This is a genomic window from Streptomyces sp. B1866 (genome assembly GCF_031932565.1).
GTDB lineage: Bacteria > Actinomycetota > Actinomycetes > Streptomycetales > Streptomycetaceae > Streptomyces.
Map to the genome: position 1 here is coordinate 1 of NZ_JAVSCF010000205.1, position 11,905 is coordinate 11,905.

The 11,905-nt window shown below is 76.9% G+C and carries 10 protein-coding genes; 7 read left to right on the forward strand and 3 right to left on the reverse strand.

From position 1 onward, the window contains the following. Positions 1-160 precede the first annotated feature (160 nt). Positions 161-1,117, reverse strand: a complete 957-nt coding sequence (locus RKE29_RS22560) for a helix-turn-helix domain-containing protein (RefSeq protein WP_312007386.1) — start codon at positions 1,115-1,117, stop codon at positions 161-163. 402 nt (positions 1,118-1,519) lie between these two features. Between RKE29_RS22560 and RKE29_RS22565 the strand changes: the two genes are divergently transcribed. From RKE29_RS22565 to RKE29_RS22595, 7 genes are all read left to right on the forward strand, one after another. Continuing rightward, entirely contained in the window at positions 1,520-2,119 is a 600-nt protein-coding gene (locus RKE29_RS22565) for an ATP-binding protein (protein WP_312007388.1), read from the forward strand. A 329-nt stretch (positions 2,120-2,448) separates the two neighbouring features. Further along, positions 2,449-3,663, forward strand: coding sequence for a sedoheptulose 7-phosphate cyclase (locus tag RKE29_RS22570; protein ID WP_312007390.1), 1,215 nt, complete (start codon positions 2,449-2,451; stop codon positions 3,661-3,663). Then, a complete protein-coding gene (locus RKE29_RS22575; RefSeq protein WP_312007391.1) occupies positions 3,656-4,393 on the forward strand; it encodes a cupin domain-containing protein in 738 nt (245 codons plus the stop codon). The genes RKE29_RS22570 and RKE29_RS22575 overlap by 8 nt, the downstream gene beginning before the upstream one ends. Further along, the gene (locus tag RKE29_RS22580) at positions 4,390-4,815 is read left to right on the forward strand and encodes a hypothetical protein (RefSeq protein ID WP_312007392.1); all 426 of its coding nucleotides are present in this window, start codon (positions 4,390-4,392) and stop codon (positions 4,813-4,815) included. The genes RKE29_RS22575 and RKE29_RS22580 overlap by 4 nt, the downstream gene beginning before the upstream one ends. Continuing rightward, a complete protein-coding gene (locus tag RKE29_RS22585) occupies positions 4,812-5,381 on the forward strand; it encodes a VOC family protein (protein WP_312007393.1) in 570 nt (189 codons plus the stop codon). The genes RKE29_RS22580 and RKE29_RS22585 overlap by 4 nt, the downstream gene beginning before the upstream one ends. Next, a complete protein-coding gene (locus tag RKE29_RS22590; protein WP_312007394.1) occupies positions 5,378-6,934 on the forward strand; it encodes a GMC family oxidoreductase in 1,557 nt (518 codons plus the stop codon). The genes RKE29_RS22585 and RKE29_RS22590 overlap by 4 nt, the downstream gene beginning before the upstream one ends. A 99-nt stretch (positions 6,935-7,033) precedes the next feature. Beyond that, positions 7,034-8,155 (forward strand): NAD(P)-dependent alcohol dehydrogenase, encoded by a 1,122-nt coding sequence (locus RKE29_RS22595; protein ID WP_312007395.1) that lies wholly within the window; start codon positions 7,034-7,036, stop codon positions 8,153-8,155. Positions 8,156-8,269: 114 nt separating this feature from the next. Here the strand turns inward: RKE29_RS22595 and RKE29_RS22600 are convergent, their stop codons facing one another. After that, entirely contained in the window at positions 8,270-9,322 is a 1,053-nt protein-coding gene (locus RKE29_RS22600; RefSeq protein ID WP_312007396.1) for a methyltransferase, read from the reverse strand. Between the two features lie 205 nt (positions 9,323-9,527). Beyond that, positions 9,528-11,905: polysaccharide lyase 8 family protein (locus RKE29_RS22605; protein ID WP_312007397.1), on the reverse strand; the 2,378-nt coding region annotated here is incomplete at its 5' end.

Below are 11,905 nucleotides of genomic sequence, written 5' to 3' on the forward strand. Positions count from 1 at the left end.
GGGAGGGCGGCGCCCGCGGGCGGCGCCGCGAGGCAGGCCGTACGGCCGGCGGCGGGGCCCCTCCTGCGATGGTCGCACGGCCTGCCGCCGCCCGCACGAGGGCGGGAACCGGTCGGGTCCCGGTGCGGTCGGGCGCGGCCGCGGTGGGGGCGGGCGCGGGTCAGCCGGGCGGTGCGTGCGCGCTCAGCCGCTGGTCGCGGGGGGTGATCCCATAGGCCGCCTTGAAGGCGCGGCTGAAGTGCGCCGAGTCGGTGAAGCCCCACCGGTGGGCGATCTCGGTGATCGACCACTGGGCCTGCACCGGGTCGGACAGGTCGAGCCGGCAGCGCTCCAGCCGGCGGTGGCGTATCCAGCCCGCCACCGTCAGCCGCCGGTCGGCGAAGAGCTTGTGCAGGTAGCGCACGGAGACGTGGACGGCGGCGGCGAGGGTGGCCGGGGACAGGTCCCGGTCGCCCAGGTGGGACTCGGCGTAGCTCTGGGCGCGCATGACGAGGGCGTCGGCGAGGCCGTCCCCGGCCTCCGGGTGCTCGTACAGGAGGTCGCCGACGTAGGAGGTGATCAGGTCCAGGCAGCTGCTTCCCAGGCGCTCGGCGGTGGCCGGGCGCAGGTCGTCGGCCTGCCGGAGCAGGCGGCGCAGGTAGAAGGCGGTGAGGCTGCCCAGGCCGTCGTCCGTGGGCAGTTCGGCCGCGGTCAGCCGGTCGGTGACGCGGCCGGTGCGCAGGCCCAGCGCGGACCGGGGCACGGCGGTGAACAGGATCTGGAACGGCCCGTAGGAGGAGGTCTGGCGGCGGCAGGGCATGGTGGCGTCCAGCAGGGCGAGCCGGCCGGGCCGCAGCAGGGCCTCGCGCTCCCGCTGGACGACGTGGTGGAAGCCGATGAGGGGCTGGACGAGCAGGAAGACGTCGGACTTGTCGGAGGAGACCATCTCCCCGGACCACGGGTGCCGCGCCGAGATGTCGGCGTATCCCACCGTGATCGCGCCGAACCGGGCCTCCCGCAGCGTCATCGAGTAGCCCGGCCCCGGGTCCGGGCCGACGGTGCTCGGCTGGACGTGGTCGCGCTCGCGGAAGAAGCGGCGCATCTGCTGATAATCTTCAAATTTTTGAACTTTCCACATGATTCCGCACGCTCTCGCGATGGACGCGTGATCGCGTCACGGCCGGACGCGGCGCTCACGGGTGCCTGCGCCGCACCCGGCTCTCCACTCTCGACGGTCGCACTCGCACCTCGGGGAGTAAAGGGGCCAATGGACATATTTGGGTCTTTTTGATAGAAGGCACGGATTGGTCACGCTCCGTGTCCGAGACGGCGGTGGCCCGCCGCCATCCTCTCCGGTGCCGCGCACGGTTCGCCTGCCGTTGCGCGCACACCCTCTTGCCTCCGCGCGCACACCCGCGCGGCCGGCGGGCGCCGCCGGCCGGAGTGCCCTGAGGGTCAACTGCCGTGCGCTGAGGGGAAAGGCGCGGGCGCGTACCCCGGCAAGGCTGGAGACACAGCGACGATCTGTCAGGAGGTCACCATGACCATCTGCATCAACGAACCGGCCACGGCGCACGACAGCGCCGAGCCGCCCGCCGTCCCGGCCCGCGCCGTGCGCGTGTGGTCCCTGGACGGGCAGAACGCGGCCCTGGCCCAGGCCAGGGAGCTGGTGCGTGCCGCGCTCGGACGGCTGCCCGTCACGGACGACGTGGCCGAGGACATCGTCCTGGCCGCCAGCGAACTGGTCGCCAACGCCCTGGAACACGGCAGCGGCCCGCGCGAGCTGCGGCTCGGCGACACCGGCGAGGCGCTGGTGTGCGAGGTCGTGGACGCCGACGTCGACCACTGGCCGGGGCTGTCCCCCGGCCGGGACGGCACGGACGCCGTCGGACCGGACGGGCCGGACGGGCTGTACGGGCCGGACGCGGCGGACGGGCCCGACGGGCCGTCGGCTGCGCCGGACCCGGACGAGGCGCTGGCGCGCCTGGCGGAGCGCGGCCGCGGGCTGCGCATGGTCCGGCGGCTGTGCGACGGGTGCGGTGTGCACCGGACGGTGCTGCACACCGAGTCGCCGGTGCCGGGCAAGGGCGTGTGGTTCGCCCGCGCCCACGAGCACGTGTGCGGCGGGCCGCCGTGGTAGCCGGACCTCCCGGCCGCCGACGCGGCCTGACGCCCCGCCCGCCCGGGCCGGGGCGGTACGGCGCGAACCGTACCGCCCCGGCCCGGGCGGGCGGCGGTCCCGGCGCTCGGCGGTCGACCGCCCCGCGTGCCCCGGTCGACCACCCGGTGCCCGGCGGTCGGACGCCCGACGCTCCCGGTCGAACGCGCAGCGCTCCTGGTCAAAGGGGAGTGCGTCGAGGGACAAGCCCCGCCGGCCACCGGTCGACACAGTGGACACCAGACCGCGGGCGAGCCCGGCGGGCCCGTACCGAAGTCCCCGTCCATCCATCCGAGATCGAGGAGATCCCCGTGTCTGTCACTTCCCCAACCCGTCCCGCCCCGGCCGGACTGTTCACCTCCGGCGACCCGGTGCGGTCGTGGACCGTGAGCACCGCCAAGCCGATCCGCTATCAGGTGGACTTCACCCCGGGGGTGCTGAGTCCGGACAATCCCGCCCTGGCCACGGCGGGCACCCCGCCCGGCCCGGCCACGTCACGCCGCCTGGTGGTCGTGGAGTCCCGGGTGAACGAGCTGTACGGGGCGCGGATCCGCGCGTACGCCGAGGCCAACCGGCTCGACGTCACCGTCCACGTGCTGCCCGCGCACGAACGGCTCAAGACCATGGAGTCGGTCTTCGGCGTCGCGCGGGCCATGGACCGCTTCGGCATCGACCGCCGCCGCGAGCCGGTGATCGCTGTCGGCGGCGGGGTCCTGCTGGACGTCGTGGGCCTGGCGTGCAGCCTCTACCGCCGCTCCACCCCGTACGTGCGGGTGCCGACCACGCTGATCGGCCTGGTCGACGCCGGGGTGGGCGCCAAGACCGGCGTCAACTTCGGGCCGCACAAGAACCGTCTGGGCACCTACCACCCGGCCGAGGCCACCCTGCTGGACCCGGCGTTCCTCGCGACGCTGGACCGGCGGCACGTCGCCAACGGCATGGCCGAGATCCTCAAGATCGGGCTGGTCAAGGACCGGCGCCTGTTCGACCTGCTGGACCGGCACGGCGAGCGGCTGCTGGCCGAGCGGTTCGCCGGCTCCGGCCCCGGCGAGGAGGTGCTGGCCCGGGCCGTGCACGGCATGCTCCAGGAGCTCCAGCCCAACCTGTGGGAGCACCGCCTGGAGCGGGTCGTCGACTACGGCCACTCCTTCAGCCCCACGCTGGAGATGCGGGCCCTGCCCGAGCTGCTGCACGGCGAGGCGGTGGCCCTGGACATGGCGCTGACGACGGTCGTCGCCTGGCGGCGGGGGCTGGTGGACGCCAGCAGACGCGACCAGGTCCTGGACCTGATGACCCGGCTGGGGCTGCCGGTGTGGCACCCGCTGTGCGAACCGGGCGTGCTCGCCGAGGCGCTGGCCGACACGGTGCGCCACCGCGACGGCCGCCAGCGGCTGCCGCTGCCCGTCGGCATCGGCGGCGCCGTGTTCGTCGACGACCTGACGCAGCGTGAGATCGACCGGGCCGCCCGGCTGCTGGGCGCGCACCAGCGGCGGCTCGCCGCGGCGAGGGGAGCCCGCCATGCGTGACGCCGTCGTCAGCGCGGACGTGCACGCCCCGGCCGACGTGTACGGCGTGCACGCCGCCGAGGGGCACTCGCGGTGGGCGTGCCTGAGCCGCCGCGCCGGACTGCACGGGGCCTGGGAGGCCGTCGAGTGGGCCTGGCTGCCGCCCCGGGGGGTCAGCGGCGAGCACCGGCACACCCGCACCGAGGAGCTGTACTTCATCGTCTCCGGCCGCGGGGAGATCACCCTCGACGGCCGCCCGTACCCCGTCCGGGCCGCCGACGTGGTCCTCACCGGCCTCGGCACCCGGCACGCCCTGCGCAACACCGGCGACGGGCCGCTGGCCTGGCTCGTCATCGAAGTCCCCGCCACCGCCGACCCGAGGAAGGACCTCGCCATGGCCACCAGTGCCGTCATCCCCGACCTGTACGACAACGGCCCGGTGGACGCCTCCACCGTGCTCACCGGCGCGCTGCGCACCGTACGCCTGGCCCGGCTGCTGCCGGCCGACGAGACGCGGATCGGCGCCGAGGGCGCCGAGCACACCGTGTTCGTCACCGACGGCGGCGGCACGGCCCGCGCCGGCGGGACGACGGTCCCGCTGGCCGCCGGCCGGTCGCTGACCCTGCCGCTGGGCAGCGCCGCCGAGCTGCGGGCCGGGTCGCGCGGCCTGGAGTACTTCCACGCCGTCCTGGCCGTGCCGCACACCGCCCCGGCAGCGGAGCACACCGGCCGGGAAGGAGGCCCCGAATGATCACCGCCATCGCCGACCGGCCCGCCGCCGTGCTCATCGGCCCCGGCACCGAGCGCGTCCGCGTCCGCTGCCTGGCCCGCCGCGGCATGCTGCACAGCGAGTGCGAGGCCGTGGACCACGTGCGGCTGAGCCCCGCCGCCCGCTTCGACCTCGTGGGGCGCGGCGGCACCGAGGCCGCCTGGTACGTGCTGCGCGGCTCGCTCACGCTCGGGCGCGCCGGGCCCGTCGGCCCGGACGGCGCGCCCGACCCGCAGGCGGTGCTGCGCGCGCGGAGCCTGGTCCTGGCCCCCCGCGGCGAGGACGTGCGCCTGTGCGCCGGCCCGCTGGGCGCCGACCTGCTGTGCCTGACCCTGACCCCGGCCGCCGCCGTCCGGCGGCTGCCGCCCCGCGTCCCCCACACCACGCAAGGAGCACCGTCATGACCTCTCACGCCACTCGCCACCCGCTGCGGGTGCCCGGCGCCACCGCCGTGCACCACGTCGCCTACACCGTGCCCGACCTGGACGAGGCCGTCGCGTTCTTCACCGGCGTCATGGGCGCCCGTCTCGCCTACCGCACCGGGCCGGTCTCCGACCCGGACGGCGACTGGATGGCCCGCCAGCTGGGCGTCCACCCGCGGGCTCGCGCGCGCATCGCGATGCTGCGGCTCGGCCCGGTGACCAACGTCGAGCTGTTCCAGTACACCGGCCCGGGCCGGCGGCGGCGCATGCCCCGCAACAGCGACTGGGGCGGCCACCACCTGGCCCTGTGGACCGACGACTTCGACGCGTCCGTGGCCCACCTGCTGCGGCAGCCCGGCGTGCGGATGCGCGGCACGCCGCAGACGGTGCGGGACGGACCCATCGCCGGCACCCGGTGGGTGTACGTCACCACCCCGTGGGGCCTGCACCTGGAGCTGGTCCACGCCCCGGCCCGGCTGCCCTACCACGACGACACGGCGGTGCGCCTCTTCCAGCCCGCCCCGAGCACTCCGGGAGGCACCCGATGACCGGCGTCTTCGGCCCCGGCACCCCGCCGGTGGTCCGCCGCCACCAGGACCGGTACGACGCCGACGTGGCCGTGATCGGCTCGGGCGCCGGGGGCGCCACCCTGGCCTGGGCGCTGGCCGGCACCGGCGCGCGCGTGCTGGTGGTCGAGCGCGGCGGGTTCCTGCCGCGCGAGGCGGAGAACTGGTCGCCGCAGGCCGTCCTGGCCGAGGGCCGGTACGAGAACGCCGGCCCCTGGTGGACGGGCGACGGCACCCGTTTCACGCCGACCAGCCTGTACTACGTCGGCGGCACCACCAAGGTGTACGGCGCGGCCCTGCCCCGGATGCGGGCGAGCGACTTCCGGGCGGCGGCGCACCCGGAGGGCACCTCCCCCGCCTGGCCGTACGACTACGCGCGGCTGGAGCCCTACTACGCCGAGGCCGAGCGCCTGTACCGGGTGCACGGCCGGGCGGGCGCCGACCCGACGGCGCCGCCGCGCTCCGGCCCGTACCCCTTCCCGCCGGTGCCGCACGAGCCGCGGATCGGCGAGCTGGAGGCGCGGCTGCGCGCGCAGGGGCTGCACCCCTACCCGTTGGAGCTGGGCGTCGACCTGGCCCGGGGCGGCGCGTGCCTGCGCTGCGGCACCTGCGACGGGTTTCCCTGCAAGGTGGCCGCGAAGAGCGACGCGGAGACGCGAGCGCTGCGCCCGGCGCTGCGCGAGCCGACGGTCCGGCTGCTGACCGGCACGTACGTGACACGGCTGCGCACCGATCCGGCGGGGACGGCGGTCACCGCCGTGGAGGCGGAGCGGGAGGGCCGCCCGGTGACCATCCGCGCGGGCACGGTCGTGGTCTCCTGCGGAGCGGTCAACTCGGCGGCCCTGCTGCTGCGGTCGCACAGCGCCGCGCACCCGGACGGCCTCGCCAACGGCAGCGGCCTGGTGGGGCGCAACCTGATGCTGCACCACAACACCGTGCTCACCGCGATCGACCCGCGGCGGCGCAACCCGGTCGTCTTCCAGAAGACGCTGGGGGTGAACGACTTCTACCACGCGGGCGACCGCACCGCGCGGCCCCTGGGCAACCTCCAGCTCATGGGCCGGCTGCCGGCCGCGGCGGCGGCCGCCGCGCGCCCGTGGGTGCCGCGTCGGCTGCTGGAGGCGCTCGTGGCCCGCGGCGTCGAGTGGTGGGTGATGTCGGAGGACCTGCCGGATCCGGGCAACCGCGTGGTCCTCGGCCCCGGCGGCCGGATCACGCTGCACTGGCGGCCGGCGGGCGCCGGCGCGCACGGCCTGCTGGTGAAGGCGGCGGCCCGGATGATGCGCCGCGCGGGGTATCCGCTGGTGTTCACCGAGCGGATGGGCGTGCAGGCCACCGGCCACCAGTGCGGCACGACCGTCTTCGGGACCGACGAGGCCCGCTCGGTGCTGGATCCGCTGTGCCGCAGCCACCAGGTGCGCAACCTGTTCGTCGTGGACGCCGGGTTCTTCCCCTCGTCCGCCGCCGTCAACCCGACCCTGACCATCGCCGCCCAGGCCCTGCGCACCGCGCGCAGCGGCGCGGTGCTGCCGTGACGGCGCGGCCGCCGGCCCGCGCGGGCCGGCGGCCGCGCCCCGACATCTTCGAGGAGTACTGCCATGCCCATCGCNCCGACATCTTCGAGGAGTACTGCCATGCCCATCGCCACCGCCGCCGTGGTCCGCGCCGCGGGCCGGCCCTTCGCGCTGGAGGAGGTCGACGTCGACTCCCCCCGGCCCGGCGAGGTGCTGGTCCGGGTGCGCGCCGCGGGCATCTGCCATACGGACCTGAGCGTCCGCGCGGGCCGCACGCCCTTCCCGCTGCCCGCCGTCCTGGGACACGAGGGCGCGGGCACGGTGCTGGCCGTCGGACCGTCCGTCACCTCGGTGGCCCCGGGGGACGCGGTCGCGCTGAGCTTCGCGTCCTGCGGCGCGTGCCTGGCCTGCCACACCGGGCAGCCGGTGCGCTGCGCGCACTGGCCCGCGCTGAACCTCTTCGGGGGCAGCCGGCTGGACGGCAGCGCCACCCTGCGCGGCACCGGCCGGTACGCGGACGCGCCGCTGCACGGCCACTTCTTCGGCCAGTCCTCGTTCGCCACCCTGGCGCTGACCAGCGAGCGGGCGGTGGTGCGGGTGCCCGCCGGCCTGCCGCCCGAGGTGGCCGCCCCGCTGGGCTGCGGCGTGCAGACGGGGGCGGGCGCGGTGCTGAACGTGCTGCGGCCCGCGCCGGGCGACGCGCTGGCGGTGTTCGGCGCCGGGTCGGTGGGGCTGTCGGCGGTGATGGCGGCGCGGCTGACGGCCGCCACCCGGATCGTCGCGGTCGACCCGCACCCGGCGCGCCGGGAGCTGGCGCGCGAGCTGGGCGCCACGGACGTGGTCGACCCGGGCGCGCGGGACCCGGCGGCGGAGCTGGCGGGGCTGACCGGCGGCGCGGGCGTGGCGTGCGCGCTGGAGACCAGCGGACTGCCGGACGTGCTGCGGCAGGCCGTGGACGCGCTCGCGGTCGGCGGGACGTGCGCGGTGGTCGGGGCGCCGCCGGCGGGGACCGAGGCGCGGTTCGACGTGCCGAGGATGCTCGACCGGGGGCCGCGGATCGTCGGGGTGAACCAGGGCGGCGCCGTGCCGCGCCGGTTCATCCCCGCCCTGGTCGACCTGTACCGGGCCGGGCGGCTGCCGGTGGACCGCATCGTGCGCCCGTTCCCGCTGGCGGCGGTCGAGGAGGCCGCGGCGGCCGCGGCGGGCGGGCACGTGGTCAAACCGGTGCTGGTCATGCCCTGACGGCCGCGCCCTCCGGGGCCGTACGCACTGGTGCCGTACGGCCCGGGCGCCGCGCCGCCCCTGAAGCCGCCGCGCCGCCGCCCCGCCGGTCCCGGGGCGGCGGCGTACGGGCCGTCACGCCGCCGGGGCGGCCTCGATCAGGCAGAAGGCGAGCGGCGCGGGCAGGGGCGTGACGACCGGCTCGGTCAGCCCGGCCGCCCGGCACAGGGCGGCGAAGTCCGCGGCGGTCCGCTCCCGGCCGCCCACGTTGACCAGCATGTTCAGGTCGCTGAGGTAGGTCAGTGCGATCCGGTCCGGGTCCACGGTGGGCGGCAGCACCGGCTCGACGATCAGCACCCGCCCGTGCGGCGGCAGCGCCTCCCGGCAGCGCCGGAGGATGCCGGTGCAGTCCTCGTCGTTCCAGTCGTGGATGACGCTCTTGAGGAGGTACAGGTCGCCGCCCGGGGGCACGGAGGTGAAGAAGTCGCCGGCCACGGTGGCGGCCCGGTCCGCCACCCCGGCCGCGTCGAAGGTGTCCGCGGCCTGCGCCAGCCCCTCCTCGGTGTCGTACACCACGCCGCGCAGCGCCGGGACGGCCCGCAGGACGGCGGCGAGCAGCGTGCCGTCGCCGCCGCCGACGTCCACGGCCGCGGCGAACCGGCCGAAGTCGTACGCGCCGGGCAGGGCGGCCGCCACGGCGTGCGTCGCCTGGCTCATCGCGGCGTTGAACTCGGCGGACAGCTCCGGGTTCCGCCTCAGGTGGGAGAAGAAGTCGGTGCCGAAGACGGTGTCGAAGGACGTCGTACCGGTGCGCACGCTGTCCGCCAGGTGCTCCCAGCCGCGGAGCATGGCGGGGTCGGTGAACATCGACACGAGCGAGGCCATGGAGCCGGGCTGCTTCCCGCTCAGCAGCAGGCCCTTGGGCGTGGCGGCGAAGACGCCGGGGCGGCGCTCGGCCAGCAGGCCCAGGCCCGCCAGGGCGCGCAGCAGGCGGTAGGTGGCCTGCGGGTGGGTGCCCAGGTCCCCGGCCAGGTCCTCGGCCGCTGCCTCGCCGTCGCCGAGCAGGTCGACGAGGCCGAGCTTGGTGGCGGCGCGCAGCGTGTGGGCGGCCATCTGCCCGAACACGAGCCGGAACAGCTCCGTCCGGTCGGTCGGCCCGGGGGCGTTCGCGGCCTGGTCCTGTGTCATGGTGCGGCTCCCTTCCTTCGCGGTCCTCTTCGCGGACTGTCGCGGTTGTCTCCGGTCGCGCACGGGATGCCCGGACGGGGACGGGAGCGCTCGGCGGCCCGGCCCCGTCCCGGCCCCTCAGAAAGTAAGGCAAGCCTAACCTCGCTTTTTTTAAACGACAATCGTTTCCGGCGATGTCCCCGGGGAGACGGCGTGGGAGGGCGCCCTACCCGCTGCTCGGCCGTCGCCGCCCCGGTCGGTGCCCCGGCCCGTCCATCAGGGCGACCTCGCAGCCGAGCGAGGCGCCCGCCGCGCCCGCGACGGCGACCCGCAGCCGCAGGGCGGGCCCGGTGCCCAGCACGGTGACGCCCGGGTCGGCCCGCAGGACGGCGCGTACGGGGTGCGCCCAGGTGACGTCCACGGCCGTGCCCGCGCAGGTCGGGTCGGCGACGTACAGCGCCGCGGTGCGGCCGCGCACGCGCAGGAGCACCGCGGCCGGACCGCTCGCGGCGAGCGGTCCGGCCGCGCCGGCCGTCCAGAAGGCGACGGCGGTCAGGCCCAGCGCGGGCGCCCGCACGCCCTGCCGGTCGCCGGTGTTGGCCAGCAGCGTCACCCAGCGCGGGTCGGCGGCGCGGGCGGCGGTGGCGGCGCGGCTCGCGCCGGGCAGGAGCGCGTAGGCGCAGCGGCCGGAGCGCGGGTCGGTGCCGTGGTCGACGTACAGCGTCAGGTAGCAGCGGGTGACGGGCTCCGGGCTGCCCGCGGTGTTGATGTCGCGCCACCGGCCGGTGCGCGTCTCGCGCAGCGCGTGCAGGGCGGTCCCGTCGAGGAGGACGTAGCCGGCCGTATCCGCGACGTGCGCCCAGCGGGCGCCGCGGAACCGCAGGGTCCGGCCCCAGGCGGCGGGCTGGTCCGCGCCGTCGACGGTGAGCGCCCGCGGGCCGCCGGCGCCGAGGTCGCGGTGGTCCACCACGGTCTCCACGGCGGCGCCGTCGGCCGCGCTGACGGCCGCGGTGAGGCAGACCACGGCGTCGTCCAGGAAGAACCACGCCTTCCTGGCCGTCAGCGTGCTCTCCAGGCCGCGCAGGTCCTGGCCGACCGCCGCGTACGTGCCGTCGGTGACGCCGCCGACCCACCGCGCGTCGGGCCGGCAGGCGCCCCAGGCGCCGCCCGCGCCGTCGGCGAGCCGCCGGGCGGAGACGGTGGTGCCGGGCAGCCGGTAGGGGTCGGCGGTGGGCCAGAAGGCGTCGGTGTACGGGCCGTCGCCCGCGCCGTCGGCCCACCAGCACAGCATGCCGCTGCCGGTGTGCCAGCCGCGCGGGTTCTCGCCGTTGCCGTGCTCGTAGTGGGCGATCCGGTGGGAGGCCATGCTGAGCGCCGCGGTCCATCCGGGCCGCCGGTGCACGGCCCGGGCCATGGCGGGGAAGAGCCGGTGCCCCACCGGTTCGGGCGCGGCGGCGACGGCGGGGTCCGCCAGCAGCGCGCACAGCCGGGCGAGCGGGGCGATGCCGAGGGCCGGGTCGTCCGCGGGCGGGCGGTACCGGTCGCGTTCCAGCCAGCCCTTGGCCATCCGCCGCCAGGCGGCGCGGTCGGCCGGGTCCGCGGCCTCGGCGAGCAGCAGCACGGACGCGATGAGGCCGTGGCCGCGCAGGTGGTCGTCGGCCTGGACGCGCAGCGGGTCGTCGGCCCGCACGCCGCGGCTGGCGGCGCGTCCGGCGACGACGTCCATGACCAGGCCGTTGTGGACGAACGGGGCGTAGGCGTGCCGCACGGCGTCGAAGAGGTGCCGCCGCGCGGGCGTCGTCACGGCCCAGGGCGTGCCGCGCAGCAGGACCAGCAGGCGGGCGACCCCCTCCAGCAGCACGGCGCCGTACGAGCCGGTGTAGGCGACGTGGCCGTGCTGGACGAACGAGCCGTCGGCGTACAGCCCGTCGCCGTCGGTGACGTACGCGAACACGGGGGTGAGCGCGTCGCGGGCCAGGGCGAGCTTGCCCGGATCGCGGCCGAGCACGCCGCGCAGCGCGAGCACCCGGCACAGGTCCACCCGGTTGGCGCCCGTGCTGGTCCCGCTGTAGTCGCCGACGGCCGCGTCGGGCACGAAGTGGTCGACGGCGGCGAGGTGGGCGCCGAGCCGGTCGGCGGGCAGCAGTCCGCCCAGCAGGGCGCAGCAGTCCAGGAGCGCCTGGGGGGCGCCGATCTGGAAGTCCCACCAGTTGCCGGCCGGCTCGGCGGACGGGTGGTAGGCGTGGCGGCCGAGGTGGTCCAGGCCCGCGGCCACGTCCGCGGCGGCCGCCGGGTCGCCGGTCAATCCGGTGCCGGGCCGGCACACCGCCTGGGCGATGGTGCTCAGCCGCGCGTAGCCGGCGGTGATCGAGGCGGAGCGGGTCAGCGGCAGGTCGGGCCACAGCGACCCGGCGGCCGGGGCCATGGCGGCCCGGTGGCGCCGGGCGGTGTCCCCGAGAGCGGCCAGGCGCGCCGCGAACGGCGGGCGGGCCGGGTCGAAGCCGCCGCCGAGGAGCAGCGCGCGCCAGCGGGCGCTGAGGGTGCCGTACGGGTCGGGCGTGCCGTCGGCCGTCCGCCTGGCCGTCCCGTCGGCCGCGGCGGCGG

Bases quoted from the DNA above. Each gene is read 5' to 3' on its own strand.
- RKE29_RS22595 (WP_312007395.1), top strand. From the start codon at position 7,034: ATGCCCATCGCCACCGCCGCCGTGGTCCGCGCCGCGGGCCGGCCCTTC.
- RKE29_RS22565 (WP_312007388.1), top strand. From the start codon at position 1,520: ATGACCATCTGCATCAACGAACCGGCCACGGCGCACGACAGCGCCGAG.
- RKE29_RS22585 (WP_312007393.1), top strand. From the start codon at position 4,812: ATGACCTCTCACGCCACTCGCCACCCGCTGCGGGTGCCCGGCGCCACC.
- RKE29_RS22560 (WP_312007386.1), bottom strand. From the start codon at position 1,117: ATGTGGAAAGTTCAAAAATTTGAAGATTATCAGCAGATGCGCCGCTTC.
- RKE29_RS22575 (WP_312007391.1), top strand. From the start codon at position 3,656: ATGCGTGACGCCGTCGTCAGCGCGGACGTGCACGCCCCGGCCGACGTG.
- RKE29_RS22590 (WP_312007394.1), top strand. From the start codon at position 5,378: ATGACCGGCGTCTTCGGCCCCGGCACCCCGCCGGTGGTCCGCCGCCAC.
- RKE29_RS22580 (WP_312007392.1), top strand. From the start codon at position 4,390: ATGATCACCGCCATCGCCGACCGGCCCGCCGCCGTGCTCATCGGCCCC.
- RKE29_RS22600 (WP_312007396.1), bottom strand. From the start codon at position 9,322: ATGACACAGGACCAGGCCGCGAACGCCCCCGGGCCGACCGACCGGACG.